This is a genomic window from Rhizobium leguminosarum bv. trifolii WSM2297, assembly GCF_000271845.1.
Genome location: NZ_JH719392.1, coordinates 282,560 through 308,328, shown reverse-complemented (window position 1 = coordinate 308,328; position 25,769 = coordinate 282,560). Strand labels below are relative to the sequence as shown.

27 protein-coding genes are annotated in these 25,769 nt (G+C 61.9%); 17 read left to right on the top strand and 10 right to left on the bottom strand.

The annotated features are described in order from the left end of the window. Positions 1–11: 11 nt before the first annotated feature. Entirely contained in the window at positions 12–917 is a 906-nt protein-coding gene (locus RLEG4DRAFT_RS01385) for a choline sulfate utilization transcriptional regulator (RefSeq protein WP_003574793.1), read from the bottom strand. 94 nt (positions 918–1,011) lie between these two features. Between RLEG4DRAFT_RS01385 and betC the strand changes: the two genes are divergently transcribed. Beyond that, the gene (gene betC, locus RLEG4DRAFT_RS01380; RefSeq protein WP_003574791.1) at positions 1,012–2,526 is read left to right on the top strand and encodes a choline-sulfatase; all 1,515 of its coding nucleotides are present in this window, start codon (positions 1,012–1,014) and stop codon (positions 2,524–2,526) included. A gap of 17 nt (positions 2,527–2,543) precedes the next feature. Here the strand turns inward: betC and RLEG4DRAFT_RS01375 are convergent, their stop codons facing one another. Continuing rightward, positions 2,544–3,404 carry a sugar phosphate isomerase/epimerase family protein gene (locus RLEG4DRAFT_RS01375; protein ID WP_003574789.1) on the bottom strand — a complete coding sequence of 287 codons (861 nt, stop codon included), beginning with the start codon at positions 3,402–3,404 and terminating at the stop codon, positions 2,544–2,546. 64 nt (positions 3,405–3,468) lie between these two features. Next, entirely contained in the window at positions 3,469–4,839 is a 1,371-nt protein-coding gene (locus tag RLEG4DRAFT_RS01370; protein WP_003574787.1) for an amidase, read from the bottom strand. Positions 4,840–5,078: 239 nt separating this feature from the next. Between RLEG4DRAFT_RS01370 and RLEG4DRAFT_RS01365 the strand changes: the two genes are divergently transcribed. Together RLEG4DRAFT_RS01365 and RLEG4DRAFT_RS01360 are read left to right on the top strand one after the other, a co-directional pair. Next, positions 5,079–5,393: a hypothetical protein gene (locus RLEG4DRAFT_RS01365; protein WP_003574785.1), complete on the top strand. Its 315-nt coding sequence runs from the start codon at positions 5,079–5,081 to the stop codon at positions 5,391–5,393. Between the two features lie 99 nt (positions 5,394–5,492). Next, complete coding sequence (locus tag RLEG4DRAFT_RS01360; RefSeq protein WP_003574783.1) at positions 5,493–5,939, top strand: DUF1810 domain-containing protein; 447 nt, start codon at positions 5,493–5,495, stop codon at positions 5,937–5,939. Here RLEG4DRAFT_RS01360 and RLEG4DRAFT_RS01355 read toward each other — a convergent pair. Beyond that, positions 5,917–6,123, bottom strand: a complete 207-nt coding sequence (locus tag RLEG4DRAFT_RS01355) for a hypothetical protein (protein WP_003574781.1) — start codon at positions 6,121–6,123, stop codon at positions 5,917–5,919. The two genes, RLEG4DRAFT_RS01360 and RLEG4DRAFT_RS01355, sit on opposite strands and share 23 nt — an antisense overlap. Before the next feature lie 106 nt (positions 6,124–6,229). Further along, complete coding sequence (locus RLEG4DRAFT_RS01350) at positions 6,230–6,853, bottom strand: TetR/AcrR family transcriptional regulator (RefSeq protein WP_003574779.1); 624 nt, start codon at positions 6,851–6,853, stop codon at positions 6,230–6,232. A 124-nt stretch (positions 6,854–6,977) separates the two neighbouring features. Here RLEG4DRAFT_RS01350 and RLEG4DRAFT_RS01345 point away from each other — a divergent pair, with 124 nt between their 5' ends. Next, a complete protein-coding gene (locus tag RLEG4DRAFT_RS01345; RefSeq protein ID WP_003574777.1) occupies positions 6,978–7,193 on the top strand; it encodes a hypothetical protein in 216 nt (71 codons plus the stop codon). 146 nt (positions 7,194–7,339) lie between these two features. On the opposite strand, the gene RLEG4DRAFT_RS01340 is transcribed toward RLEG4DRAFT_RS01345, so the two are convergent. Beyond that, positions 7,340–8,197, bottom strand: coding sequence for an SDR family oxidoreductase (locus RLEG4DRAFT_RS01340; protein WP_003574775.1), 858 nt, complete (start codon positions 8,195–8,197; stop codon positions 7,340–7,342). A 111-nt stretch (positions 8,198–8,308) separates the two neighbouring features. On the opposite strand from RLEG4DRAFT_RS01340, the gene RLEG4DRAFT_RS01335 reads away from it, so the two are divergent. From RLEG4DRAFT_RS01335 to RLEG4DRAFT_RS38280, 3 genes are all read left to right on the top strand, one after another. Next, the gene (locus RLEG4DRAFT_RS01335; protein WP_003574773.1) at positions 8,309–8,557 is read left to right on the top strand and encodes a type II toxin-antitoxin system Phd/YefM family antitoxin; all 249 of its coding nucleotides are present in this window, start codon (positions 8,309–8,311) and stop codon (positions 8,555–8,557) included. Between the two features lie 274 nt (positions 8,558–8,831). After that, complete coding sequence (locus tag RLEG4DRAFT_RS01330; protein WP_003574771.1) at positions 8,832–9,665, top strand: IclR family transcriptional regulator; 834 nt, start codon at positions 8,832–8,834, stop codon at positions 9,663–9,665. A gap of 68 nt (positions 9,666–9,733) precedes the next feature. Further along, on the top strand, positions 9,734–9,979 hold the full coding sequence (locus RLEG4DRAFT_RS38280; protein ID WP_085061867.1) for a FitA-like ribbon-helix-helix domain-containing protein: 246 nt from the start codon (positions 9,734–9,736) through the stop codon (positions 9,977–9,979). A gap of 70 nt (positions 9,980–10,049) precedes the next feature. Here the strand turns inward: RLEG4DRAFT_RS38280 and RLEG4DRAFT_RS01320 are convergent, their stop codons facing one another. Both RLEG4DRAFT_RS01320 and RLEG4DRAFT_RS01315 read right to left on the bottom strand, forming a co-directional pair. Then, the gene (locus RLEG4DRAFT_RS01320; protein ID WP_003574767.1) at positions 10,050–11,258 is read right to left on the bottom strand and encodes an amidohydrolase/deacetylase family metallohydrolase; all 1,209 of its coding nucleotides are present in this window, start codon (positions 11,256–11,258) and stop codon (positions 10,050–10,052) included. 257 nt (positions 11,259–11,515) lie between these two features. Continuing rightward, positions 11,516–12,385 carry a sigma-70 family RNA polymerase sigma factor gene (locus tag RLEG4DRAFT_RS01315; protein ID WP_003574765.1) on the bottom strand — a complete coding sequence of 290 codons (870 nt, stop codon included), beginning with the start codon at positions 12,383–12,385 and terminating at the stop codon, positions 11,516–11,518. Positions 12,386–12,493: 108 nt separating this feature from the next. Here RLEG4DRAFT_RS01315 and RLEG4DRAFT_RS01310 point away from each other — a divergent pair, with 108 nt between their 5' ends. Next, positions 12,494–12,952, top strand: a complete 459-nt coding sequence (locus RLEG4DRAFT_RS01310; RefSeq protein ID WP_003574763.1) for a carboxymuconolactone decarboxylase family protein — start codon at positions 12,494–12,496, stop codon at positions 12,950–12,952. Positions 12,953–13,017: 65 nt separating this feature from the next. On the opposite strand, the gene rhaI is transcribed toward RLEG4DRAFT_RS01310, so the two are convergent. Both rhaI and RLEG4DRAFT_RS01300 read right to left on the bottom strand, forming a co-directional pair. Next, complete coding sequence (gene rhaI / locus RLEG4DRAFT_RS01305) at positions 13,018–14,310, bottom strand: L-rhamnose catabolism isomerase (protein WP_003574761.1); 1,293 nt, start codon at positions 14,308–14,310, stop codon at positions 13,018–13,020. Positions 14,311–14,525: 215 nt separating this feature from the next. Beyond that, positions 14,526–16,622, bottom strand: coding sequence for a bifunctional rhamnulose-1-phosphate aldolase/short-chain dehydrogenase (locus tag RLEG4DRAFT_RS01300; protein WP_003574759.1), 2,097 nt, complete (start codon positions 16,620–16,622; stop codon positions 14,526–14,528). Positions 16,623–16,819: 197 nt separating this feature from the next. Between RLEG4DRAFT_RS01300 and RLEG4DRAFT_RS01295 the strand changes: the two genes are divergently transcribed. The 9 genes from RLEG4DRAFT_RS01295 (at position 16,820) to RLEG4DRAFT_RS01255 (ending at position 25,762) form a co-directional block, all read left to right on the top strand. Beyond that, the gene (locus tag RLEG4DRAFT_RS01295) at positions 16,820–17,629 is read left to right on the top strand and encodes a DeoR/GlpR family DNA-binding transcription regulator (RefSeq protein ID WP_003574757.1); all 810 of its coding nucleotides are present in this window, start codon (positions 16,820–16,822) and stop codon (positions 17,627–17,629) included. A 46-nt stretch (positions 17,630–17,675) separates the two neighbouring features. Further along, positions 17,676–18,671 (top strand): rhamnose ABC transporter substrate-binding protein, encoded by a 996-nt coding sequence (gene rhaS, locus RLEG4DRAFT_RS01290; RefSeq protein ID WP_003574755.1) that lies wholly within the window; start codon positions 17,676–17,678, stop codon positions 18,669–18,671. Between the two features lie 74 nt (positions 18,672–18,745). Beyond that, positions 18,746–20,281: a sugar ABC transporter ATP-binding protein gene (locus RLEG4DRAFT_RS01285; RefSeq protein WP_003574753.1), complete on the top strand. Its 1,536-nt coding sequence runs from the start codon at positions 18,746–18,748 to the stop codon at positions 20,279–20,281. 10 nt (positions 20,282–20,291) lie between these two features. Then, positions 20,292–21,293, top strand: a complete 1,002-nt coding sequence (locus RLEG4DRAFT_RS01280; RefSeq protein WP_003574750.1) for an ABC transporter permease — start codon at positions 20,292–20,294, stop codon at positions 21,291–21,293. After that, positions 21,290–22,297 (top strand): ABC transporter permease, encoded by a 1,008-nt coding sequence (locus RLEG4DRAFT_RS01275; RefSeq protein WP_003574749.1) that lies wholly within the window; start codon positions 21,290–21,292, stop codon positions 22,295–22,297. Before RLEG4DRAFT_RS01280 ends, RLEG4DRAFT_RS01275 begins: the two co-directional genes overlap by 4 nt. Next, complete coding sequence (rhaM, locus tag RLEG4DRAFT_RS01270) at positions 22,294–22,614, top strand: L-rhamnose mutarotase (protein ID WP_003574747.1); 321 nt, start codon at positions 22,294–22,296, stop codon at positions 22,612–22,614. The genes RLEG4DRAFT_RS01275 and rhaM overlap by 4 nt, the downstream gene beginning before the upstream one ends. Then, positions 22,611–23,990: an FGGY-family carbohydrate kinase gene (locus RLEG4DRAFT_RS01265; protein ID WP_003574745.1), complete on the top strand. Its 1,380-nt coding sequence runs from the start codon at positions 22,611–22,613 to the stop codon at positions 23,988–23,990. Before rhaM ends, RLEG4DRAFT_RS01265 begins: the two co-directional genes overlap by 4 nt. 78 nt (positions 23,991–24,068) lie before the next feature. Continuing rightward, on the top strand, positions 24,069–24,827 hold the full coding sequence (locus RLEG4DRAFT_RS01260; protein ID WP_003574743.1) for a fumarylacetoacetate hydrolase family protein: 759 nt from the start codon (positions 24,069–24,071) through the stop codon (positions 24,825–24,827). 155 nt (positions 24,828–24,982) lie between these two features. Further along, the gene (locus tag RLEG4DRAFT_RS01255) at positions 24,983–25,762 is read left to right on the top strand and encodes an ABC transporter ATP-binding protein (protein ID WP_003574741.1); all 780 of its coding nucleotides are present in this window, start codon (positions 24,983–24,985) and stop codon (positions 25,760–25,762) included. The last annotated feature ends 7 nt before the right edge of the window (positions 25,763–25,769 follow it).

Genomic DNA, 25,769 nt, shown 5'->3' with positions numbered 1-25,769 from the left:
CGCGGCTCGAGCTAGCCGACCTTCCCCGCCTCGTTCATCAGCCAGGTGCCGAGCCTTTCGCTATTTGCGCTTGGAGACCGCGGCGGCACCAGCCAGTAACCGCGGTCAGGCGCTTCCAGCGGCGGGCCGGCTTCGACAAGCATATGCGCAGAAAGTAGCGTATCGACGAGCCCCATCCAGCCGATCGCCACGCCCTGCGCGCTCAGCGCCGCCTGAATGACCAGCGAATATGTATTGAAGCTGATATCGCCGCGGCCGGCATGGATATCGCGCAGCACCGCGAATTCGGTCAAATAACTGCGCCAATCGAACCAAGGCGATGGCATCGGCGTGTCGAGATGGATCAGAACCGCCTTGGCAAGCTGCCTCGGATCGTCGAACGGGCCGTTGCGATCGAGAAATCCCCGCGTGCAGACCGGCACGACCTTTTCCTGTAGCAGAAGCGTCCCGATGGCGCCGAATTCCGCCCGCGTGCCGAAAACGACCGCGACATCCGCCTCGTCGCGAAAACCGGCGGCAAACCTCTGGGTTGCGACGATCTGCATGTCCGTGTCCGGATGAAGAAGCCGAAAGCCGTCCATCCGCGGAATCAGCCAAAGCGATGAAAAAGCATAGTCGGTTCTGAGCCTGGCCACCGGTCTTTGGGCTTCGGCACGGAAACTGCGGGCGAGTGCGTCGATGTCACCGACCGCCTTGGCGGCCACCCCAAGAAGCCGCTCGCCTTCCCCGGTCAGCGCCACGCCGCGATGCTGGCGGTGCAGCAGGCTGACGCCGAACTGCTCTTCCAGCCGGCGGATCTGATAGCTGACGGCAGGCTGGGTCAGTCCGAGCAGCGTTGCGGCCGCCGAAAAACTCCCAAGTCTTGCGACCTCGACGAAGATGCGCATCCATCCAAGCTCCAGCGGGTGCTCTGGCATAAAAATTCCTTTTGTCAGCCATCGAAAAATGCCGGCTTTACAGCGGCAGTTATAGGCGCTTCAATAAAATCATCAAATAGCATAGGAGAACCAGATGGCGCGCCCGAATATTCTCATCCTGATGGTGGATCAGTTGAATGGGACGTTCTTTCCCGACGGGCCTGCCGATTTTCTTCATGCGCCACATCTGAAATCATTGGCTGAGCGTTCCGTGCGCTTCGCCAACACCTATACGGCAAGCCCGCTCTGCGCACCGGCGCGGGCGTCGTTCATGTCCGGACAACTGCCGAGCCGGACGCGGGTCTACGATAATGCCGCGGAATTCGCCTCCGACATTCCGACCTATGCCCATCATCTGCGCGCCGCCGGTTACCAGACGGCACTTTCCGGCAAGATGCATTTCGTCGGTCCCGACCAGCTGCATGGCTTCGAGGAGCGCCTGACGACGGACATCTATCCCGCCGATTTCGGCTGGACGCCGGACTATACCAAGCCCGGTGAACGCATAGACTGGTGGTATCACAATCTCGGCTCGGTGACCGGCGCCGGCGTTGCCGAAATCACCAACCAGATGGAATATGACGACGAGGTGGCCTACCACGCCGCGCGCAAGCTCCATGATCTCGCGCGCGGTCGTGATGAACGCCCCTGGTGCCTGACCGTCAGCTTCACCCATCCGCACGACCCCTATGTCGCGCGCCGCAAATTCTGGGACCTCTATGAGGACTGCCCGGCCCTTGACCCGGCTGTGGCGCCGATTGCCTTCGAGCGGCAGGATCCGCACTCGCAGCGGCTGATGAAGGCCTGCGACCACGATGCCTTCGACATCAGCCCGGACGAGATCCGGCGGGCAAGGCGGGGCTACTTCGCCAATATCTCCTATGTCGACGACAAGATCGGCGACATTCTCGGTGTCCTGGAACGGACCCGCATGGCCGAGAATACCATCATCCTTTTCGTTTCCGACCATGGCGACATGCTCGGCGACCGCGGCCTCTGGTTCAAGATGAACTTCTTCGAAGGATCGGCGCGTGTCCCGCTGATGATGTCGGTGCCCGGCTGGGGCCCCAAACGCATCGATCAGCCCGTCTCCACGCTCGACGTGACGCCGACGCTCGCCGGTCTTGCCGGGATCGATATCGCCTCGTTGAAACCCTGGACCGAGGGCGAAGATCTCGCAGCGCTTGCCGCCGGCACCGGCAGCCGCAGCCCGGTGCCAATGGAATATGCCGCGGAGGGTTCGGAAGCGCCACTCGTCTGCATCAGGGACGGGCGATACAAGCTCTCGCTCTGCGACAAGGATCCGCCGCTGCTGTTCGACCTCGAGGCCGATCCCCAGGAACTCGACAATTTGGCAGGAAAGCCGGCGCACGCCGACACCCTGGCAAGGCTTATCGACCAGGCCGGGCGGCGCTGGAACCTTGCCGATTTCGACGCCGCCGTGCGCGAAAGCCAGGCGCGGCGCTGGGTGGTCTACGCGGCACTGCGCAACGGCGCCTATTATCCCTGGGACTATCAGCCGCTGCAGAAAGCCTCGGAGCGCTATATGCGCAACCACATGGATCTGAACGTGCTGGAGGAAAGCCAGAGGTTTCCGCGCCAGGAATAGCGCGGCAAGCAGTCCGGTTATGCCGTCCTGCGCGCCGGCGCCTCGCGCAGAAAATCTTCGATGAACTGCTTTTGCAGCAGGATGCCGTCCCATTCGTCGGGGAAAAACGGCGAATCGTAGATCAGCGTGAAGGGACCGGCGTAACCGGCCCTTTCGCACATTTCCAGGCACTTGCGGTAATCCTGCGCGTCGATGCCGGCAACGCCATAATCGGCCTTGGCATGGCAGATTTCCGCCCGGCGCATGATATCGGCCAGACCTTCATATTTGTCCGGCGCCGCCCAGTTGCCGAGGTCGCCGTTGAGCCCGACCTTGCCGTCCAGTTGGTCGAGCAGCCAATTCATCTCGACGGGAGACGGCAGCAGGTCGAACCAGTTCTCGACGACGACACGCACACCGCTGCCGTCCGCTTGTTCGCCCAACCACCTGAGGTGACGGGCGGCGCGGGTCAGGTTTTCCTCGGTCGGCTTCTGCTTGCCGGCGATAACGCGCATCCTCTGCGCCCCGAGCGCGGCGGCGATATCGATCCACTCCGCCATCCACCTGACGTCGCGTTCGGCCGTCTCGGCATGGCTCGGATCGCCGTCCTCGACGAGCAGCGTCTGGAAAAGCACGTTCGATGCAGTCATCGCATCGCGCAGCTCGCTTATATAGGCTGCATCAAGGCTCGGCAGATGGAATGAACAGACCTCCAGCCGGTTGATACCGCGCGCCGCCAGCGGCGCCGGCATATCGATCAGTTCAGCGGTGCCCCGACCATAGGGTTCTTTGGCTGCCGCACTTTTCTCCGGATCGGGGCTATAGGCATAAACGGCGCCGAGCAGCCGATGCAGCGACCATGTCGAAACCGCGAAACGTCCGTTTTGCAAAATCTGCACGTGCCGTCCTCCATTCGCCTCATGCCATCAATGGCAATAAACGTCCGGCGGTTCAATTGCCAATTCAGGCAAAATCCCCACGGATGACCGGCTCGGCGGCAAGAGCTGTCCCGAGCAGCGCCTCGTCGCGATGGGCTGTCGCCGAAAGCAACAGGCCGACCGGCATCCCGGCCTCACCCGTGCCGCAAGGAATGGAAACGCCGCACCAGTCGAGGAAATTGCCGAGCGCGGTATTGCGCAAGGTCTTGTTGTTCGTCGCAAAAAACAGGTCATCATTCTGTTCCAACGGTGCGATCGGCGGTGCGACATGGGCGACGGTGGGAAAAGCGATCAGCCGGTCGCCGACCAGGCGCTCGACCTCGTCGATCAGGCGGCCGCGCGCTTCGAGGATCGCCAGATAATCGGCCAGCGTCGTCTTGGCGCCGAGGCGTGTGCGCATGACGACTCGGTGGTCCATCCTGTCTGCGTTCGATCCGGCCAAGCGATCACGGTGAAGCGCGAAAGCCTCCGCCGTCACCAGCGGACCATATCTCGTCATCAGATCGAAAATCTCGCCGAAGGCGGGAATGACGGTGCGGGAAACGCGGGCGCCGGCCCGTTGAAGCCGTTCCAAAGCCGTTTCGAAGGCGGCAATCACGCCCGGTTCGGCGCCGTCAAAGACGATATTTTCAGGCACGAGCAATTCCAGCCCGTGCAGCGGACGTTCGACGACGTCAGGCGCCGTCAGGCCGCGCATCGCCGCATCGATCCAGACCGCATCCCTCACGCTGCGGCAGAGCGGCCCCAGCGAATCGAGGCTCTTGGCCAGCGGATAGACGCCTTCCATCGCATGACGCCCGCGTGTCGCCTTGTAGCCGACGATGCCATTGAAGGCGGCGGGAATCCGTACCGAGCCGCCGGTATCCGTGCCCATCGCGACCGGCACCAGTCCGGCTGCAACGGCGACACCGGCACCCGAAGACGAACCGCCGGGGATGCGCGGCAGATCGGCGCCGCGCGGATTGACCGGCGTGCCGTAATGCGGATTGATGCCCAGGCCGGAAAAGGCGAATTCGCTCATATTGGTGCGGCCGACGGCGATCATGCCCGCCTGCCGGAGGAGGCCGACGACGGCAGCATCGTGCCTGGCCGGCGCCTCGCCGGCGAGGACGACCGAGCCCGCCGTCGTTGGCAGTCCTTCGATATCGAAAAGATCCTTCCAGGCGATCGGAATGCCGTCCAGCAATCCGAGCGAGCGCCCGTCCCGCAAGCGCTTCGAGGCGGCACGCGCCTCCTCTAGCGCTCGGCCTTCCAGCAGTGTCGTGAAGACGGCCTTGTCGGCGTAGGTCGCAATGGTTTCGAAGACCGCCTCGGCTACGTCGACCGGATCGGCGGCGCCGCCTTGGATGAGAACGGAAAGCTGGGCGACCGACATTGCGCCGAAGGATTTGCTCATGGGACGATCCTGAAGAAAGAAGATGCTCCCGATTATCCCGTATCGTTCCAGCGAGCCAGAGCTTCACGATATTTTGCATTTATTAGGACGATTTTTTGAACACTGAGTTTGCAAATCGCCCCTTCAATTCCTGCGATTAAAGACACACATGCTGCACGCATGCGGGAGTCGGTCCGCCATGAGGGTTGAGAATTTATTCTTGAGAGGCCGACATCGCATGTGTTGCAGGAGTAATTAAAATGACAGATTGTGAAACATTGACTCGTCACCAGGATACGGTGACCCTCCATGTGAAAGAGGACGAAACCGCGGGTTTGGGTGAACGCGACTACGTCGAACATGTCAGCGCCCAGAAACTTTCGGGTTTCGAACGTGTTATCGTGGTCGCTGCGCTGGCTCTCTTGAGCTTTGTCGGTTTTGCCGCATATTCTTCCAGCGAGACGGACCCGGTGACGACATCGGCCATTGCGGCCCCCGCCGGCGATAACACGACGCACCATCAGCCTTACGGCCATTGCCGTGAGAGCAGCCCTTACGCAGAAAGGGTTTGCTGAGGGCGAGCCCAGGCAGAACCAGTTCGCCCGGGCAAACAACTCCGCCGGGCATGGAGACCTTGGACCAGGCTGCATCGACAGCAAGAAAGGGAAAGGACCATGGCCGGCGGTGATATCGACTACAATCTCGACCGCTTCGTCGACGCTCAGAATGGCATCTACGAAAAGGCGCTCTCTGAGCTGAAAGCCGGGCGCAAGACATCCCACTGGATGTGGTTCATTTTCCCGCAGATCGCTGGTCTCGGCAGTTCGCCGATGGCGGAAAAATTTGCGATCCGCTCGGCCGAGGAAGCTGCCGCCTATCTAGCCGATCCCATTCTCTCCAGCCGGCTGTTGCGCTGCGTCGAGGCTATTTTGTCGGTCGACGGCCGATCGGCGCACCAAATTCTCGGCTCGCCCGATGACCTGAAGCTGCGCTCGTCAATGACCTTGTTCGCGGCGATCAGCGACCATGGTTCGCCGTTCCACCGGGTGATCGAGCATTTCTATGAAGGGAAATTCGACGATCGGACGATGGAGATCCTCAGCGCCGGTAGCTACCGCTAGCGGCGGGCCGGCTTTCCAGCGCGTCAATTTCATCGGAAATTTCGCTCAGCCGCTGACGCAGATCGCTGTCGGTGCCGTCATCGACCTCTTCCTCGCCGAAACAATAGCGCGCATCGTGTAGCTCCAGCTTGGCTTCGAGCTCGGCGCGTTTGTCATACAGGCGCTTGAGATAGACGTAATTCATCTCCGGTCTCCACATCGCCTCCGGTGAGGAAAAAACGGTATGGAAGCGGTAAGGTTCCCCGACGGCTCTTTACTCGGCCGGAAAAACGCGATGCTGTAGACGGCGGTCAGGCGAAAGAAGCGATTGCCGCGTTGCAGGCCTTGGCGAAATGACCGCAGCAGCCGGCAGCGCCCATGGCCTGGCGACTGACGCGGGCGCCCTCGAGCAGTAGCGTTAACGTATCGGCAAGAAGCTCAGGCTCGCGCGAGCCGGCCGCCGAACAGAGCGCGGCGAGGCGGTCACGCTGTTCGGCCTTGTGCCGCTCGATCATTTCGTGGGCAGGGTGGCCCTCGCCCTTCAGCTCAATAGCGGCATTGGCGAGATCGCATCCGGCGGGCTCGCCATTCAGACATTGCGCCCGCGTCTCCACCCAGGCGTAGAGCTGAGCGCGCGGATTGCCGGGATAGGCAGCCTCCAGCTCGCGCCAGATGGCACCTGCTTTTTCGGAGGCGCGGCGCAGCGTCTCGCAGACGAGTTCGTCCTTCGAGCCAAAATGCCGGTAGAGCGTCATCTTGTTGGTCAAGGCCGCGTCGGCGATGGCATCGACGCCGATGCCGCGGATGCCGCGCTCGCGAAAAAGCTCCGATGCGGTCGAGACGATACGTTCCCTGGGCGGGATGCGCTCCTCTGAACCGGCTGCGGAGATTTCATTCGAAGTTTCTGATTTTTTTGCGGACGTAGTCCTTGACATCAATGTGACCGATCGGTAACAAATGCATTGTTACTTACCGGTAACACCACGAAACGCGAAAGTCAACGAGAACACGGCAGCGCAAAGTGGAACACGGGCAACCGCCCACGAAAGGAGGACAACCATGAGAAAGACCAGAGAAGACCTGACGATATCCGAAGCCCTTCGCGACCCCCTGATCGCCATGGTGTTGCGCGCTGACGGCGTGAAGCTTGAAGATTTCAAGCAACTCCTGGAGACGGCCGCCGGTAAACGCGAACCGCGCCCGACATCGGTGGGTAATGTGATCGGAGCGCTCGCAAGCCGCGCCAATTTGCCTGCGATGCCCTGCTTCGGCTGAATACGCCGCCTGAACATTTCGGGGGATCTCTCCCTGCCCCCGGCAAGGGCCGCCGTCATAACGAGACGGCGGCCCTTGCCGTTTGTAATGGACAGAAAGCGCCCAAGGCGTCGCGGCCAAGGCCGATGTCGAAGGCGGGCGACGCATCAGAGGATCGGCTTGCCGCCGGTGACCGCGATTGTCGCGCCGGAGACATAGCTCGATAAGGGGTCGGCCAGCATTACATAGGCCGTTGCAAGCTCGGCCGGCTGGCCCGGCCGTTTCATCGGCACCTGCTTGCCGAAATTGCTGACGCTGTCTTCGGGAAGCGTCGAAGGGATAAGCGGTGTCCAGATCGGACCTGGCGCCACGGCATTGGCGCGGATGCCTTTCTCGGCCAGAAGCTGGGCGAGGCCGGCGGTGAAATTCTGGATCGCGCCCTTGGTCGTCGCATAGGCCAGCAGTGTCGGGTTCGGATTGTCTGAATTGATCGACGCGGTGTTGATGATTGAACTGCCTGGCTTCATGTGGGCGACAGCTGCCTTGGTCAGGTAGAACATTGCATGGATATTGACCTTGAAGGTCAGTTCCCACTCTTCATCGCTGATCTCGTCGATGCTTTTGAAGCTTGCCTGATGGGCGGCATTGTTGACCAGAATGTCGATGCCGCCGAGCTCCTTAACCGCCGTTTCGACGATCTGCCGGCACTGGGCTGGATCCTGGATATCGCCGCTGACGAGCACCGCCTTGCGCCCGGCCAGCTCCACCAGCCGCTTCGTCTCGTCGGCATCCTCATCCTCGTCGAGATAGGAGATCACCAGATCAGCGCCTTCCCGGGCATAGGCAATTGCCACCGCCCGGCCGATGCCACTATCGCCTCCGGTAATGATCGCCCGCTTGCCCTTAAGCCGTTCGGAACCGCGATAGCTCTCCTCGCCGTGATCGGGAATGGGATCCATCTGCGCGGTAAAACCGGGCATTGGCTGCTTCTGCGATGGAAAAGGGGGCGTCGGATACTTTGTCATCTTGTCCTCCTGGGTTCAGGGGGCAACTCGGGCTGTGGCTTGTTGTTCCAAACGGGATTACGACGGAACTGGTTTCAGATCAGGATGACGGGAATTGATCGAGGATGCATCGTGGCACGTGTCGACCTGGCGGAAGCCGAGGCTCATCTCAGCGAATTGCTCAGGCGCGTTGAAGCCGGCGAGACTGTCGAGATATTGCGGCATGGCAAGCCGGTGGCGCAACTCGTCCCCGTGAAGACGCCTAAAAAACCGATCGATGTCGAGCGCCTGAGAACCTTGACCGCCTCGATGGAGCCTCCGGCCGAACCGGTCGATTCCGAAACCTTCAATCGCGATATGCGTGACACCGATCGGTATTGATAATACTTCGGCACATCAGTTCTTGGTCGCCGCAGCCTCGACAATCGAAGCCGCACGGAGGACGAGCAAGAATGGCTGGCCGAGTTTGCCGTCGAAGGGATGGCGTTATGAAGGCGAAGGCAGCGTGACGGATGGATGCTTGAAATCGCACTCTCCAGGATTCCCCCGCCGCCGCATCCGCCCAGACCATCGACCTACAAGATGTTGCGATTTGCCACGACGACCGCCATGCCATAGTAATGTAACATGACTGCAGTTTTCATGAGGTGCGGAATTGGACGGCAAGACATCACCCGCAGTTTACACCGAAGACGAGACCCATGCCGACGAAGTGGCCGCCAAGGGTGCGCGCCGCGCGCGCGTCAGCGGCATTGACCGCGCGCTTCAGGTGATCGATCATCTCTATGAGACCGGATCGCCGGCCGGCGTCTATGCCATCGCCAAGGCGGTGAAGGCGCCGCTGTCGACGGTTTATGTCATCGTCGACGATCTGGTCGAGAAGAACATGCTGACGCGCCAGGCTGATGGTTCGATATGGCTCGGCGCCCGGCTCTACCATTACGGCCTCGCCTATGCCCGGTCGCTGGACTTTATGAGCATCGCCACCCACGAAATGCACGATCTCTGTCGCCAGGCCGGTGAAACCGTGCAGGTCTGCGGCCGCGACGGCGATTATATGCTTGTGCTTGCAATGGCCGACGGCCCGAGCCACTTCCAGGTGGCGTCGCGCGTTGGCACCCGGGTGCCGCTGAACTGGACGGCGTCTGGCCGCCTGCTCGTCGGTCACCTGGCCGAGGCGGAGCGGATCGAACTGTTCAAGCGCTGCGCCCGCTCGTCACCGACCGGCCGCGCCGAGATCGATCCGGGCACGCTGTCGGAATCGGCCGGCAAGGCGTTTGAGGCGCGGCTGTCGATCCAGGCTGGAGAATCGGATTATGCGGTTGCCTGTATCGCCTCGCCGATCTGCGACCGTGACGGCCAGTGCGTTGCCACCATTTCCATCGTACTGCCGGAACAAAAGGCTTTTTCCGACGAGAACCACTATACCGCGCATGTGCGCAGTTCGGCGGAGCGGATCGAAAAGCTAATGGGCTGGCGCAACCGCTGAGCGCTCAACCGTCGGATCTGACTGCGTGATGGCTAAATTGCTATCATTGCCGTCTGAGGATTCTGAATATCGCCGTTCTGACAGTTCGAAATGTTCCTGATGAAGTGCATCGCGCATTGCGTCTGCGCGCGGCAATGAACGGCCGCAGCATCGAAGCGGAAGTTCGTGAAATCCTGGAAGATATGGTGAAGCCCGAACAGCGCATCCGCATGGGGGATGCGCTGGCGACGCTCGGTCGGCAGTTGGAGCTGACCCATAATGATTTCGCCGCGTTTGGCCACCGACGGGCACCGGCGGAACCATTGAAGCTTTGATGGTCGTCCGTGAGCCCCTTTCAGGCGGCAGGACTTACTGTCTAACTCCCTGCCCGCCTCGCGGCTGATCCTACCGGTATGAATAACCGTGGCTGTGGCGCACGAGCTTGCGTGCCCGCGGCACATAGCGGCTGGCGGCGAAGGCATCGGCTCCGATCACCGCGTAGCGGGGCTCGAACAGCTTGTGGAGGACCGATACCTCACCGTTGGAATCCGTCGCCTCGAGCTCTGAATCGACGAGGTCGAAAATCGTGAATTCCGCCTGTGCACCGACCGAAAGCCGGTTCTCCATCGACAGCTTGATGACGGATGCCGGCGCATGGGTGACGGCCTCCACCACCTTGTCGAAGGGCATGCTGACGCTGAGCAGCTTCGACATCGTCGTCGCCAGATCCCAGACCGGGAAGTTCATCGAATGGCCGTGCAGGTCGGTCGAGATCGAGAACGGCAGCAGCCCGCGCGCGATCGCAGCTTCGGCGACCTTGAAAGAGAACGAGGCGCCGCCATGGCCGATGTCGAGGCGAATGCCCTCGGAGGCGCAGCGTTCGGCAAGATTGAAGAGGTCCTCGTCCTCCATGATGCTCGAGCCGGCCTTGCCGTTGAAGCAATGGGTGACGACGTCGCCGGGGCCAAGGATCTCCAGCACTTCGTCATAGAGCGCCGGCGGCTCGCCGACATGCACCATCATCGGCACTTTGAGGATCTTGGCGATCTTCTTGCCGAGCTTGACGGGCGTCACGCCCCACGAACCGGTGATGACATGGCTGGCGCGCACCTTGATGCCGACGATATGGTCGCTGTTTTCACCGTAGACTTCGAGGATGCGATCTAGATCGATATCTCTGATATCCCTGAGTTCGGCGACGCGGTTGCAGGCGACGAGACCGATCGAGCCGAGGTTCAGGAACGCCTTGATGCGCTCGCGCGAGGGTTCGATGATATATTCGCGGAAGCCATGGAAATTCGCCTCACCGGCCGAACCGGCATCGACCAGGGTGGTGACGCCGCGCTCGACACCGCACTCGGACGGGCGGATGGAAATGTCCGTACCGCCGTGCCAGATATGCACATGCAAATCGACCCAGCCGGGCGAGACGAAGGCGCCCTTGCCGTCGATGCGGGTCACGTCCTGCGAGACGGCTAGCGAAGGACCGATCTCCGCAATCCGGCCGTCACCATTGACGAGAATGTCCAGCGCCCCGGCCGGCGCGCCGGCGCCGAAAGCCATGGGTCTGACATTGGTCAGCAGGAGTGGTTTTTTCGGCTGGTCCCCGGACATGATCTGCATTCCCTTCGAAGTCTGGATCGTTCGGCACCCGGTGCCGATCCGTCTACTGGTCACTATGGAAAGGACCACGGAAACGTATCACGCTCCATAGATTCCATAATTATGATATATAAATCTTTATAATAGAATATCGGCGCCGACACCTCTGTCAAGGAAAATGACACGGTCTTTACTGCCGCGAGAACGCCGGTGGCGCGCCGCTTTCGAAGCGCGCCCTTCTCGAACAGCTGAAAAATTGGTGTTTGTTTTCAGTCGGAAAGGAGTGAATACTCAACCTGTTCGAGATGATCCGGATCGGCAAAGGCGTCGATCGCGACGATCACGCCGTCGGCAATCGTAAGCGCCACGACGACGCGAACCTCGCCCTCGATGCGAACGACGAATCCGACGTCGCCGTCGACCATGGCGGCTTCCGCCGCCTGAGCCCGGCCCTTGAACAGTTCGGCGACCGCTGGAGCGCCGCGAATTTCGCCGACAGTTCCAAATCGGGCCGCCGTCGCATCCGGCCGGAAAGCGACATCGGGGGCGAGCACCGCAATCAATGCCTCGAGATCGCCGTTGCGCGATGCGGCAAGAAAGGCCTCGGCGATCGTGCGTTTGCGGCCGAGATCGACGTCCGGCGCCTCATCCATGCCTTGCACCCGTCGGCGGGCGCGGCTTGCGAGCTGCCTCGTGGCGGCGGACGAACGGCCGATGATCGGCGCGATCTCGTCGAAGGGTAGATCGAACATGTCGTGCAGCACGAAGGCGACACGCTCGGCGGGCGCCAGCGTCTGCAGCACGACGAGCAACGCCACGCCGACCGATTCGGCGAAGGCTGCATCGCGCTCGGGATCCGTTGCCGGATCGGCGATTGCGGCATGGACCGGTATCTCCAGCGGCTCCTCGCGCCGGGTCTTGCGCGCACGCAGCATATCGAGACAGATGCGCGCCACGACGGTCGTCAACCAGCCGCCGAGATTACCGACATCTGATGTATCGGTACGGTTCAGGCGCAGCCAGGCCTCCTGAACCGCGTCATCAGCTTCGCTGCGCGAGCCGAGCATGCGATAGGCGGCCGCCTTCAGATGCGCCCTGTTCGCTTCGAATTGATCGGCCAGCCATTTTTTCTCGTCCATCCGTCACATTCCTCCGCTGCGTTCCGTCAAGACCATGACGAACGAAACCCGGCCGATGTGACAACGCCGGCGGATCGTCAAATCGTAAACCCATCAAGGAGACATACCATGCAGGAGAGAATGGGTAATCCCGCCCTCGTCCTTCCCGATGCGATGCAAGCACTGGCTGCCCTCAGCAAGGTCCCGACCGAGACCGGCCTCTCACCAAAGCTGCTCGAACTGGTCAATCTGCGCGCCAGCCAGATCAACGGCTGCAGCGTCTGCGTCGACGGTCATCCCCGCATCGCCAAGAAGCTCGGCGAGACCGACGAACGGCTCTTTGCCGTCGGCGCCTGGCGCGACTCGCCCTATTTCAGCGATGCCGAACGCGCAGCTCTTGCACTGACCGAGGCGGTGACCCGCGTCAGCGACCGCGCCGATCCGGTGCCCGACGATATCTGGGACGAGGCGACCCGGCACTACGACGGCAGGAGCCTTGCCGCCCTCGTCATCGCCATCGCCAATATCAACGTCTGGAACCGGCTGAACATCGCCACCCGGCAGATCGCCGGCGCCTGGAAGCCGTAAACGGCGATTGCCGGCAGTGCATCACCCCTGCCCTGCCGGCAACCCTACTTAGTTTACGCAGAAGCTCAGATGATACCGCCGCCACCGGCAGCCGAAGCCGGGCGCTCGGCCGCCACCTTGTTGCGGTAGCCGCTGGCCCGGTAAGCGGCGATCGGATCGATCGCACCGCCGGCCCTGCGCCGGGCTTCCGCCAGGATCGGCTCGACATCGGCGCGGTAGGCGCACTTCAGAGTTTCCGACGCCATCAGCGCGTCATTGTCGTCCTGGTAGCCGGAAAGCGCCTTGCGGTCGACGATCAGCGCCTGCGCATAGGCGCGGCGGATTTCGTTGGCGCTGTTGATCAGGCTTTCGATCGGGTCGGTGACATTGTGCGACTGGTCGATCATATGAGCCGGATTGAAATCGTTGACGCCGCGCTGTTCGGCATCGACCAGTTCGTTGAAGACGAGGAACAGCCGGTAGGGATCGATGACCCCGGCGTCGAGATCGTCGTCACCATATTTCGAATCGTTGAAGTGGAAGCCGCCGAGCTTGCCGAAGTGGATGAGGCGGGCGACGATCATCTCGATATTGGTATTCGGCGCATGATGGCCGAGATCGACGAGGCAATAGGCCTTGGGGCCAAGCGTCTGGGCGATCAGGTAGTTGGTGCCCCAATCCTGCACGATCGTCGAATAGAAGGCCGGCTCGTACATTTTGTGCTCGGAGAACAGCTTCCAATCGTCGGGCAGCGCCTTGTAAATGTCAGCCATCGAAGCGAGGTAACGCTCGAACGCCTTGGTGAAATTGCTCTGGCCGGGGAAGTTCGAGCCGTCGCCGATCCAGACCGTCAGCGCCTTGGAGCCGATCGCCTTGCCGATTTCGATGCATTCGAGATTGTGTTCGACCGCCTGCGCCCGCGTTGCCGCATCGGTATGGCTGAGCGAGCCGTATTTGTAGGAATGGGCTTGTCCCGGCGCATCGGAGAAGGTGTTCGAATTCATCGCATCGAAACCGAGGCCGAGCGCATCGCCCTTGGCCTTCAATTCCTTGGCATCCGCCTTGTCCCAGGGGATATGCAGTGAGACATTCGGGGTTGCCCGCGTCAGCTGGTTGATCACGGCGCAATCGTCGAGCTTGTCGAAGATACCGCGCGGCTCGCCGGTGCCCGGGAAACGGGCAAAGCGCGTGCCACCGGTGCCGACGCCCCAGGAGGGAACGGCGACGAAGAATTCCGCTACCTTGCGGGTAATCGTCTCGATATCGATGCCGCGGCGCGCAAGTGTTGCACCCAGCGCCTCGTAATCGGCTTTCAGCGCCGCTGCCCGCTTGTCGTTGTCGCTCGCGACCAGATCCTGCGCGATCCTGAACTCGGCCATTTTTTCCTCCCGGTTATGCAATGTCTACATTGGGACTGCCGTGCGGCCGCCCCTCATCCGCCTGCCGGCACCTTCTCCCCGTTCAGACGGGGAGAAGGGGATATGCCGCGCCGTCTCCGTCCTTCCCAACATCTCGTTGGGCAAGTCCCCTCTCCCCGTCGCGACGGGGAGAGGGTTAGGGTGAGGGGCAGACACATCCGCCGCCAATCATAAAATTACCGCGTAAAACTCTGCACGTTGCCGGCATCGACGTTGATGATGTTGCCGGTCGATTTTGCCGAAAGGTCCGATGCCAGGAAGTAGATCGCCTCGGCGATATCTTCCGGGAACACGTTGAGCTTCAGCATCGAACGCTTGCGGTAATGTTCCTCGAGATCGTCCACCTCGATCTTCGAGGAGGCGGCGCGCTGTTCGCGCCATTCGCCGCTCCAGATCTTCGAGCCGCGCAGCACCGCATCCGGGTTGACGGTGTTGACGCGGATGCCGGCATCGGCTCCCTCCAGCGCCAGGCAGCGCGCGAGATGGATTTCGGCGGCCTTTGCGGTGCAATAGGCAGAAGCATTCGGCGAAGCCGCAAGTCCGTTTTTCGAGGCGACGAAGACGATGTTGCCGCCGAGCGCCTGACGGCGGAACAGGCGGAAGGCTTCGCGCGACACCAGGAAATAGCCGGTCGCCAGGATGTCGATATTGCGGTTCCACGTCGCAAGCTCGGTGGCTTCGATCGGCGCGGAAGAGGCAATGCCGGCATTCGAGACAAGGATATCGATGCCGCCGAATTCCACCGAAGCTTCCGCGAAGGAAGCGATCACCGCATCCTCCTTGGTGACGTCGAGCCGGACGCTGCGTACGGCGTCGGCGCCGTATTTCTTGACGAAATCGGCTTCGGTGCCTTCGAGTGCGGTCTGGTCGATATCGGCAAGCACTACGCAGGCGCCCTCGCCGACGAGGCGCGCAGCCGTCGCCCGGCCGATGCCGCCGGCGCCGCCGGTGACGAAGGCCACGCGGCCGGCAAGGCTCTTCGGCTTCGGCATGCGCTGCAGCTTGGCCTCTTCGAGCAGCCAGTATTCGATATCGAAGGCTTCCTGCTCCGGCAGGCCCTGATATTCCGAAACCGTCGAAGCGCCGCGCATGACGTTGATGGCGTTGACGTAAAATTCGCTGGCGATGCGGGCCGTCGCCTTGTCGCGGGCAAACGACAGCATGCCGACGCCGGGAACGAGGAAGATGACGGGATTGGCGTCGCGCATGGCGGGCGAATTGTCATGCTTGCAGTCGTTGTAATAACGGGCGTAATCGGCGCGGTAATCCTCCAGCGCCTGGTCGAGACCGGCAACGATCGCATCGACATCCGGCCGGGCCGGGTCGAAATCGACGATCAGCGGACGGATTTTGGTGCGCAGGAAATGATCCGGGCAGCTGGTGCCGAGCGCGCCCAGCGGACGCAGATCATTGGAGTTGACGAATTCGAGCACGGCGTCCTGATCGTCGAAATGGCCGAGCTTGCGCTCCTGTTTGCCGATGCGGCCGCGGATCTCCGGCATCAGCCGGGCGGCGATGGCGCGGCGCTCGGTGACGGGCAGGCTCTGCGTCAGCGCGCCGCCGAAAATCGTCTTGCCTTCGGTCTTTTCGGCAAACCAGACGATTGCCTTGTTGATGATCTCGAGCGTCAGCTCGTAGCAGGCCTTGGCATCATCAGCCCAGGTGAAGAGGCCATGGCTTTCGAGCACGACGCCCTTGGCATGCGGGTTGGCCTTGACGAAGGCTTCGAGATCGAGACCGAGCTGGAAGCCCGGACGGCGCCAGGGCAGCCAGCCGATCGCATCGCCGAAGATCTGCTGCGTCAGTTCCCGGGAGTTCTTCGAGGCGGCGATCGCGATGATCGCATCGGGATGCATGTGATCGACATGGGTGAACGGCACGAAACCATGCAGCGGCGTGTCGATCGAGGCAGCGCGGGCGTTGAGATTGAAGGTGCAGTGCGGCAGGTAGCCGACCATGCGGTCCTCGTCCTCGACACCCTTGTAGATGCCCTTCAGCGCTTCCAGCTTGTCCTGGTAGAGCGTGGCGAAACCGTCGAGCTTAATGGTGCCGACATCGCCGCCCGAGCCCTTGACCCAGAGGACGTTGACCTTGCTGCCATCAAGCGGGTCGGTTTCCATCACCTTCGCCGAGGTGTTGCCGCCGCCGTAATTGGTGATGCGCTTGTCGGCGCCGAGCAGATTAGAGCGATAGAGAAGCTTGCCGGGCTCGTCGAGGCCTGCCGCGTAGCCATCATCCCACCGGTTCTCCAGAAGCCGGACGTTCGCCGCCATGTCATCCTCCCATACAGGCTTGTGAGGCGCAGCGATCAGCGCGCCCTTTCGCTCACGGTATCGCGCATCAAAAGTGTGCTTGTCAATCGAAAACGATCAAATTCGATTATGCTGCATCGCAATATGAAAATTTATGATCGTTTGTGATTGACAGTGTTTAACGGATACGAAATAAATACGACAAGAGGAGGAGCCCAATGCACGAACGCGAACGCCATCGCATTATTCTAAGCGCCGTTCAGGAAAAGTCCGTGGTAACGATCCAGGACATTTCCGAGCTGACGGAAGCTTCCGAAGCGACAATTCGGCGCGACATTGCGGCTCTTCATGTGCAGGGCAAGATCCGTCGTGTCCGTGGCGGTGCGGAAGCGGTGCATCCGCCGCAGCTCGGCAATCTTGCCGGCCGGCCCTTTCGAGTTTCAGAATCAGTCAACATCGATAAAAAACGCGCAATTGCGCGGGCGGCCGTCGACCTCTGCGAGGCGGGCGATGCCATTATCATCAATGGCGGCACGACGACCTTCCAGATGGTGCATTACATGGCCGGCCACCGCATGCAGGTCATGACCAACTCTTTCGCGATCGCCGAACATCTGGTGAAGCATTCCAAAAATTCGGTGACGGTACCGGGCGGCGCGATCTATCGCGAGCAAAGCCTGATCCTGTCGCCCTTCGACAATGACGCGATCCGCAATTTTTATGCGCGGCGCATGTTCATCGGCGCGCAGGGTGTCGGCCCGCTCGGCATCATGGAGGCGGACGCCCTCATCATCCAGAGCGAGCAGAAACTGATGCACCAGGCCGACGAACTCGTCGTCATGGTCGATTCAAGCAAATTCAGTCGCCGGTCGAGCCTCATTCTCTGCGCGCTCGACCGCGTTTCTGTGGTCATCACCGATGACGGGATTTCGGAAGAGGCCGCTCGCATGATCGAGAGTGCCGGCGTCCGGCTCGTCGTTGCGAGCCCGGTGGCCCAGGTGAAGGAGGATTCCTCGTCGGTCGCATGAGGCGCCGCCGAGGTGTGGAAGTCTAATCTTAATGGGAGGAAGTAACATGAAACTTGCAAAGTCACTTGCGCTCGGCGTAGCGCTCGCTGTCGCCATGATGGCCGGCACCGCCAGCGCCAAGGACATCAAGATCGGCCTGGTCGTGAAGTCGCTCGGCAACGGCTTCTTCGACGCCGCCAACAAGGGCGCCCAGGAAGCGGCCAAGGAACTCGGCGGCGTTGAAGTGATCTACACCGGTCCGACGTCGACAACGGCCGAAGGCCAGATCGAAGTCATCAACTCGCTGATCGCCCAGGGCGTCGATGCCATCGCCGTCTCGGCCAACGATCCCGACGCGCTCGTTCCGGCGCTGAAGAAGGCTGCACAGCGCGGCATCAAGGTCATCTCCTGGGATTCCGGCGTCGCACCCGAAGGCCGTATCCTGCAGCTCAACCCGTCGTCCAACGAGCTGATCGGCAAGATGTGCCTGACGCTCGTCAAGGACCACCTCGACGGCGGCAAGGGTGATTTCGCCATCCTGTCGGCAACGACCACCTCGACCAACCAGAACATCTGGATCGACCAGATGAAGAAGCAGCTCAAGGATTTCCCGGGCCTCAACCTCGTCACCACGGTTTACGGCGACGACCTCTCGGACAAGTCCTATCGTGAAGCCGAAGGCCTGCTGAAGTCGAACCCGAACGTCAAGGTCATCGTCGCTCCGACAACGGTCGGCGTTCTCGCCGCTTCGAAGGTCGTCGAAGACAAGGGCCTTGTCGGCAAGGTCTACGTCACCGGTCTCGGCCTGCCGTCCGAAATGGCCGGCGCGATCAAGTCGGGCGCGACCAAGGAATTCGCCATCTGGAACCCGATCGACCTCGGCTATTCCGCAACCCAGATCGCCTATCACCTGGCAAAGGGTGATACCGACGGCAAGCCGGGCAGCGAAATCGAAGCCGGCCGCATGGGCAAGATCAAGATTGGCGACAACGGCGAAGCCGCCATGGCCGACCCCTTCGTCTACAATGCTTCGAACATCGACCAGTTCTCCAAGGTCTTCTGATCCGGAGCAACAACAGAAAAGCCCGGCGGTCCGATGGCCGCCGGGATTTCCCATTCGACACTGGTAGAAATCTGATGAACGCCGCCTTTCAACAAACCGCCACGGATAGCAAAACCGGCGATGCGACCGCCATTCTGGAAATGCGCGGCATCTCCCAGATCTTTCCGGGCGTGAAGGCGCTCGACAATGTCAGCATCGCGCTGCACCCCGGCACGGTAACCGCGCTGATCGGCGAAAACGGCGCCGGCAAGTCAACGCTCGTCAAGATCCTGACCGGCATCTACCGCCCGAACGAAGGCGAGATCCTGGTCGATGGCCGGCCGGTGACCTTTGCCAGCGCCCAGGCCGCGATCGATGCCGGCGTCACCGCCATCCATCAGGAAACCGTGCTTTTCGATGAGCTGACGGTTGCCGAAAACATCTTCCTCGGCCATGCGCCGCGCACACGGTGGCGCACCATCGACTGGCAGGCGATGAACAGCCGCGCCAGGGCGCTGCTGACCGCGCTCGAAAGCAATATCGATCCGACGATCCGGCTCAAAGACCTCTCCATTGCGCAGCGCCATCTGGTGGCGATCGCCCGCGCTCTGTCGATCGAGGCCCGCATCGTCATCATGGACGAGCCGACGGCCGCCCTTTCCCGCAAGGAAATCGACGATCTCTTCCGCATCGTCCGCGGCCTGAAGGAACAGGGCAAGGCGATCCTCTTCATCAGCCACAAGTTCGACGAGGTCTACGAGATCGCCGACGATTTCGTCGTCTTCCGCGACGGCCGCGCCATCGGCCAGGGCCGGCTCAAGGAAACGCCGCAGGACGAAATCGTCCGCATGATGGTCGGCCGCGATGTCGAGAACGCCTTTCCGAAGATCGATGTCGCCATCGGCGGCCCGGTGCTGGAGATCCGCAACTACAGCCACCGCACCGAATTCCGCGACATATCCTTCACGCTGCGCCAGGGCGAGATTCTCGGCATTTACGGCCTGATCGGCGCCGGCCGCTCGGAACTCTCGCAATCGCTCTTCGGCATCACCCGGCCGCTCTCCGGCACGATGATGCTCGACGGCCGCGAAATCACTATCCACTCGCCGCAGGATGCGATCCGCGCCGGCATCGTCTATGTGCCGGAGGAACGCGGCCGCCACGGCCTGGCGCTGCCGATGCCGATCTTCCAGAACATGACGCTGCCCTCGCTGACGCGCACCTCGCGCCGCGGTTTTCTCAGGGCAGCAGAAGAATTCGCGCTCGCCCGCAAATATGCCGAACGGCTGGATCTGCGCGCCGCAGCCCTTTCCGTGCCGGTCGGCACGCTCTCCGGCGGCAACCAGCAGAAGGTCGTCATCGGCAAATGGCTGGCGACGGCGCCGAAGGTCATCATCCTCGATGAACCCACAAAGGGCATCGACATCGGCTCGAAGGCGGCCGTGCACGGCTTCATCAGCGAACTCGCCGCCGAAGGCCTGTCGATCATCATGGTCTCCTCCGAACTGCCCGAGATCATCGGCATGTCGGACCGTGTCCTGGTGATGAAGGAAGGCCTGTCCGCTGGGCTTTTCGAACGCGCCGAACTGTCGCCGGAAGCGCTGGTGCGCGCCGCGACCGGCAATGCATGAGGTTAAGAGCATGGCAAGACTGATCAGAAAACGCGAAACCCTGCTGTTCCTCATTATCGTCGTGATGATCGCGATCTTTTCGACGCGGGCGGCCGATTTCGCCACGCCGGACAATCTCGCCGGCATCTTCAACGACACTTCTATCCTTATCATCCTGGCGCTGGCGCAGATGACGGTCATCCTGACGAAATCGATCGACCTCTCCGTCGCCGCCAACCTCGCCTTCACCGGCATGGCGATCGCGATGATGAATGCCGCCCATCCCGATCTGCCGCTCGTCGTGCTGATCCTGATGGCAATCGTCATCGGCGCCTGTCTCGGCGCCATCAACGGCTTTCTCGTCTGGGCGCTGGAAATCCCGCCGATCGTCGTTACCCTCGGCACGCTGACCATCTATCGCGGCATGGCCTTCGTGCTTTCGGGCGGCGCCTGGGTCAATGCCCATCAGATGACCCCGATCTTCCTGTCGGTGCCGCGCACGCCGATCCTCGGCCTGCCGGTTCTCGGCTGGGTCGGTATCGTCATCGTGCTCCTGATGTATGTACTGCTTAGATATACTCAGTTCGGCCGCTCGGCCTATGCGACCGGTGGCAATCCGACCGCCGCCGTCTATGCCGGCATCGATACGGGCTGGACGAAGTTCCTCGCCTTCGTCCTGTCCGGCGCGCTCGCCGGCCTGGCGAGCTATCTCTGGGTGTCGCGTTATGCCGTCGCGTATGTCGATATCGCCAACGGCTTTGAACTCGACAGCGTCGCGGCCTGCGTCATCGGTGGCATCTCGATTGCCGGCGGCGTCGGTTCGGTCGCCGGCACCGTGCTCGGCGCGCTCTTCCTCGGCGTCATCAAGAATGCGCTGCCGGTCATCGGCATTTCACCGTTCACCCAGATGGCGATCTCCGGAACCGTCATCATTCTCGCCGTCGCCTTCAATGCCCGGCGCGAGCGCAACCGCGGCCGTATCATCCTGCGCGACCGCGCCGCAGCCGAGATCAGAACGGAGGCCGCAGCATGAGCACCATATCCACGCCCGAAAAGCGGGTCATCCCAGACCGGCTTGGCACGCCTTTCCGCCGCATCGCCGCGAGCTGGGAAGTGCTGCTCTTTGCCGTCGCCATCCTGATCTTCATCTTCAATTCCCTGGCCTCACCCTATTTCCTCGATGCCTGGAACCTCTCGGACGCCACCTTCAACTTCACCGAAAAGGCGATGATCGCCTTCGCCATGGCGCTGCTCGTCATTTCAGGCGAGATCGACCTCTCGGTCGCCGCGATCATCGCGCTCGCCTCAACGGCGATGGGGGCGGCAGCGCAGCTTGGCGTCGGCACACCGGGCCTGGTGCTGATCGGTATCGGTACCGGCCTTACCTGCGGCATCTTCAACGGCGTCCTGGTCTCGGTGCTGAAACTGCCGTCGATCGTCGTCACCATCGGCACGATGAGCCTTTTCCGCGGCATTTCCTATATCGTGCTCGGCGATCAGGCTTACGGCAAATATCCCGCCGACTTTGCCTATTTCGGCCAGGGCTATGTCGTCTGGGTGTTCTCCTTCGAATTCGTGCTGTTCATCGTGCTGGCGATCGCCTTTGCCGTGCTGCTGCATGCGACGAATTTCGGCCGGCAGGTCTATGCGATCGGCAACAATGATTTTGCCGCCCGCTTCTCCGGCATCCCGGTCGAGCGCGTCAAATTCATCCTGTTCCTGCTGACCGGCGTCATGAGCGGTGTCGCCGCCGTCTGCCTGACCTCGCGGCTCGGCTCGACCCGGCCGTCGATCGCCCAAGGCTGGGAACTCGAGGTCGTCACCATGGTCGTGCTCGGCGGCATTTCGATCCTCGGTGGCTCGGGCACGATCGGCGGCGTCGTCATCGCTGCCTTCGTCATGGGCCTCGTCACTTTCGGTCTCGGCCTGCTGAACGTGCCCGGCATCGTCATGTCGATCTTCATCGGACTGCTGCTGATCATCACCATCGCCATTCCGATCATCGCCCGCCGCATCAAGCTCATGAGCTCCCGATGACCTTAGAAAAACACGCCTTCAAGATGCAGCTTCATCCCGGCATGGAGGCCGAATACCGCAAGCGGCACGACGAGATCTGGCCGGAACTGGTCGATCTGCTGCATCAGTCGGGCGCCAGCGACTATTCCATCCATCTCGACCGCGACACCAACACGCTATTCGGCGTGTTGACGCGGCCCGCCGACCACACGATGGCAAGCCTGCCGGAACATCCGGTCATGAAGAAATGGTGGGCGCATATGGCCGATATCATGGCGACAAATCCGGACAAATCGCCGGTGCAAAGCGACCTCGTCACCCTCTTCCATATGCCATGAACGCCAGCTCCTATCGCCGCATCGCCGTTCTCGATATCGGCAAAACCAATGCCAAGGTCGTCGTGCTCGACAGCGAAACGGGCGCCGAGATCGCCGTCGTGAAACGGCCGAACATTACGATCAAGACCGGTCCCTACCCGCATTACGACATCGAGGCGCTCTGGTCGTTTGCGCTCGATGCGCTGAAGCGCCTGGCGGCGGAAACAGGCTTCGACGCCATTTCGATCACCACCCATGGCGCCGCCGCCGCGCTGCTCGGTCGGGACGGCACGCTCGCCATGCCGGTGATCGACTACGAACACGAATATCCCGAGGCGATCCGCGAAGCCTATACGGCCTTGCGTCCCTCCTTTGACGAAACCTTCTCGCCGCGCCTGGCGATGGGCCTCAACGTCGGCGCGCAGCTGCATTACCAGAAGAGCGCCTTTCCCGAAGAATTCGCTCAGGTGGCGACCATCCTCACCTATGCGCAATATTGGACGGCGCGGCTGACCGGTGTCGCCGCCAATGAGCTGACCTCGCTCGGCTGCCACACCGATCTCTGGAACCCGAAAACTTCAAGCTATTCCTCGCTCGTCGACAAGTTGGGCATCCGGGATCTGATGGCGCCGATCCGTTCCGCCTTCGATGCACTCGGCCCGGTCCTGCCCGAGATCGCCGCCGAGATCGGCCTTGCCGCACCCGTGCCGGTCTATTGCGGCATTCACGATTCCAATGCCTCGCTGCTGCCGCATCTGGTCCATCGGGAAGCACCCTTCGCCGTCGTCTCCACAGGCACATGGGTCATCAATTTCGGCGTCGGCGGTGATCTCGATCATCTCGACCCGAGCCGCGATGCGCTTGCCAATGTCGATGCCTATGGCCGGGCCGTCCCCTCCTCGCGTTTCATGGGCGGCCGGGAATTCGAGCATCTTTCGGCCGAAATCGGTCCTGTCGACGAAGAAGCCGCCCGGGCGGCAATCGGCCCTGCCGTCGAAATGGGCATGATGCTGCTGCCGAACCTCGCCCCCGGCTCCGGCCCCTTTCCCGGAAAGGTCAGCCGTTGGATCGGCACTGAGGCGGCAAGCCGCGAGGAGCGTTTTGCCGCCGCCTGCCTCTATCTCGCTTTGATGACCGATGCCTGCCTCGGTCTGATCGGTGCCAAAGGCCCCATTGTCGTCGAAGGGCCTTTTGCCCTGAACGAGACCTATCTCAGGCTGCTCGCCGCCCTTGCCGGCCGCGAGGTCATGGCCCTCCCCGGCTCGACCGGCACCAGCCAGGGTGCGGCCCTTCTCACCGGCATCCGGCCGGTGTCCGGCGCCGAGACCCATGTTCCGCCGACCGAGATCGCGGGACTGGCCGCCTATCGCGATCGCTGGTACGCGGCGATGGAATAAGAGCTTTTCCAATAACCCTCTTGTTCGTCCCTGCCTTGCCGTTAGTGTGCGCCTCGAAAATCAGCTCGAGGAAACAGCATGACAGAGACATTCGATCCGCGCGCCCTTGCCGCCCGGCTTCACAGCCTGCGCCAGGCCGGCCGACAGGAGGAAACCGGCACTTTCACACTGCCGGCCGATCTCCAACAGGCGATGGAGGCGCAGAATTTCTTCGCCGCGGCCGATGGCATCTCCAGCAACGCCTGGAAAGTGACGGTCTCGCCGCAGGGCCAAGCGGTTACCGCTCCGCTGCATCCCTATGCCGAGGCCGTCTCGGGCGCTGACATTCCCTGGTATCCGGGCATGAAGTTCGAAACCGAGATTGCCGTGCGCCTCGGCAAGGACCTGCCGGTCCGTACCGGCACGCCCTACAGCCGCGCCGAAGTGGTCGAAGCGATCTCCACCGTCCATCTCGGCGCCGAGCTACTGGTCAGCGCGGTAAAGGAAAGCGGCGGCGTCTCCTTTCTGCTGTTCGTCGCCGACCGCCTCGGCAACAGCGGTTATGTGCTCGGCCCGACGCTCGACAAAAGCGTTGTCGATACCGCCGGCAGGACGCCGCTGAAGGTTACCCATGCCGGCCGCACGATCTATGATGGCCCGGCGGAGCATCCGAAGGGCGACGTTCTTACCTGGCTTGTCGATTACGCCAATGACGGCTTGCGTCCCGAAACATCGCTGAAGGCAGGTGCACTGACCACGACAGGTACCTTGAGCGGCGCGATCGTGCTGAGCGAACCCGGCGAGATCGACATCCTGTTCGGGGATGCCAGACTGAATTTCTCGGTGTCGAAGGGTTGATTTGACGCGGGTTCTCCAGCGGCTGTTTTCGACGAGGCATCCAGTCCGCGTGCCGAATGGAAATCAATAAGTTGACAATCCGAGTTTAGTTTTGCAGGGAAAGGGAGGGCTCGCCCCTCCCGAGCCCGTTCGCAGCGCCGAACCTGGAGCAGATCATGCCTTCGCCTTTCCTTGCCCTGTCCGCAATCGACCATGCCATCGGGCCGAAATCCATCCTGCATGGCATCGACCTGACGCTCGAGCAGGGCCGCATTTACGGCCTGGTAGGGCCGAACGGTTCCGGCAAGAGCACGCTTTTGAAGATCGTCGCCCGCCAGGTCGCGCCGAAATCCGGCGCCATCGCCGTCAACGGCAAGCCGGCGGCTGAGTGGGGTGCCCGCGAATTTGCCCGGCACGTCGCCTATATGCCGCAATTCACGCCGGCGACCGACGGGATGACTGTGCGGGAACTGGTGGCGCTCGGCCGTTTTCCCTGGCATGGCACGCTCGGCCGCTTCACCGCGACGGATCACGATATGGTCGAGGAGGCGATCGCCCGCACCGAACTCGAGGATTTTGCCGATCGTCTCGTCGCCAACATGTCCGGCGGCGAGCGCCAGCGCGCCTGGATCGCTATGATGCTAGCCCAGAACGCCCGCTGCCTGCTGCTCGACGAGCCGACATCGGCGCTCGACCTCGCCCATCAATCGAGCGTCCTCTCGCTGGTGCAGGAGCTCAGCCACGAACGCGGGCTGACCGTCGTCATCGTGCTGCACGACATCAACCTCGCCGCACGTTATTGCGACGCGATCATCGCGCTCAATCGCGGCCGCATCACCGCCGAAGGCACGCCTACTGAGATCATGCAGGCTGAAAAGCTGCAGTCGATTTTCGGCGTCGGCATGGGCGTCTTCCCGCATCCGGTACGAAACGAGCCGGTGAGCTATCTCTTGTAGGACTTCG

Bases quoted from the DNA above. Each gene is read 5' to 3' on its own strand.
- RLEG4DRAFT_RS01355 (WP_003574781.1), bottom strand. From the start codon at position 6,123: ATGAATTACGTCTATCTCAAGCGCCTGTATGACAAACGCGCCGAGCTC.
- RLEG4DRAFT_RS01310 (WP_003574763.1), top strand. From the start codon at position 12,494: ATGCAGGAGAGAATGGGTAATCCCGCCCTCGTCCTTCCCGATGCGATG.
- RLEG4DRAFT_RS01255 (WP_003574741.1), top strand. From the start codon at position 24,983: ATGCCTTCGCCTTTCCTTGCCCTGTCCGCAATCGACCATGCCATCGGG.
- RLEG4DRAFT_RS01315 (WP_003574765.1), bottom strand. From the start codon at position 12,385: ATGGACGAGAAAAAATGGCTGGCCGATCAATTCGAAGCGAACAGGGCG.
- rhaS (WP_003574755.1), top strand. From the start codon at position 17,676: ATGAAACTTGCAAAGTCACTTGCGCTCGGCGTAGCGCTCGCTGTCGCC.
- RLEG4DRAFT_RS01275 (WP_003574749.1), top strand. From the start codon at position 21,290: ATGAGCACCATATCCACGCCCGAAAAGCGGGTCATCCCAGACCGGCTT.
- RLEG4DRAFT_RS01385 (WP_003574793.1), bottom strand. From the start codon at position 917: ATGCCAGAGCACCCGCTGGAGCTTGGATGGATGCGCATCTTCGTCGAG.
- RLEG4DRAFT_RS01280 (WP_003574750.1), top strand. From the start codon at position 20,292: ATGGCAAGACTGATCAGAAAACGCGAAACCCTGCTGTTCCTCATTATC.
- RLEG4DRAFT_RS01370 (WP_003574787.1), bottom strand. From the start codon at position 4,839: ATGAGCAAATCCTTCGGCGCAATGTCGGTCGCCCAGCTTTCCGTTCTC.
- betC (WP_003574791.1), top strand. From the start codon at position 1,012: ATGGCGCGCCCGAATATTCTCATCCTGATGGTGGATCAGTTGAATGGG.
- RLEG4DRAFT_RS01300 (WP_003574759.1), bottom strand. From the start codon at position 16,622: ATGGCGGCGAACGTCCGGCTTCTGGAGAACCGGTGGGATGATGGCTAC.
- RLEG4DRAFT_RS01295 (WP_003574757.1), top strand. From the start codon at position 16,820: ATGCACGAACGCGAACGCCATCGCATTATTCTAAGCGCCGTTCAGGAA.
- RLEG4DRAFT_RS01360 (WP_003574783.1), top strand. From the start codon at position 5,493: ATGGCCGGCGGTGATATCGACTACAATCTCGACCGCTTCGTCGACGCT.
- RLEG4DRAFT_RS01365 (WP_003574785.1), top strand. From the start codon at position 5,079: ATGACAGATTGTGAAACATTGACTCGTCACCAGGATACGGTGACCCTC.
- rhaM (WP_003574747.1), top strand. From the start codon at position 22,294: ATGACCTTAGAAAAACACGCCTTCAAGATGCAGCTTCATCCCGGCATG.
- RLEG4DRAFT_RS01345 (WP_003574777.1), top strand. From the start codon at position 6,978: ATGAGAAAGACCAGAGAAGACCTGACGATATCCGAAGCCCTTCGCGAC.
- RLEG4DRAFT_RS01285 (WP_003574753.1), top strand. From the start codon at position 18,746: ATGAACGCCGCCTTTCAACAAACCGCCACGGATAGCAAAACCGGCGAT.
- RLEG4DRAFT_RS01265 (WP_003574745.1), top strand. From the start codon at position 22,611: ATGAACGCCAGCTCCTATCGCCGCATCGCCGTTCTCGATATCGGCAAA.
- RLEG4DRAFT_RS01340 (WP_003574775.1), bottom strand. From the start codon at position 8,197: ATGACAAAGTATCCGACGCCCCCTTTTCCATCGCAGAAGCAGCCAATG.
- RLEG4DRAFT_RS01260 (WP_003574743.1), top strand. From the start codon at position 24,069: ATGACAGAGACATTCGATCCGCGCGCCCTTGCCGCCCGGCTTCACAGC.
- rhaI (WP_003574761.1), bottom strand. From the start codon at position 14,310: ATGGCCGAGTTCAGGATCGCGCAGGATCTGGTCGCGAGCGACAACGAC.
- RLEG4DRAFT_RS01350 (WP_003574779.1), bottom strand. From the start codon at position 6,853: ATGTCAAGGACTACGTCCGCAAAAAAATCAGAAACTTCGAATGAAATC.
- RLEG4DRAFT_RS01320 (WP_003574767.1), bottom strand. From the start codon at position 11,258: ATGTCCGGGGACCAGCCGAAAAAACCACTCCTGCTGACCAATGTCAGA.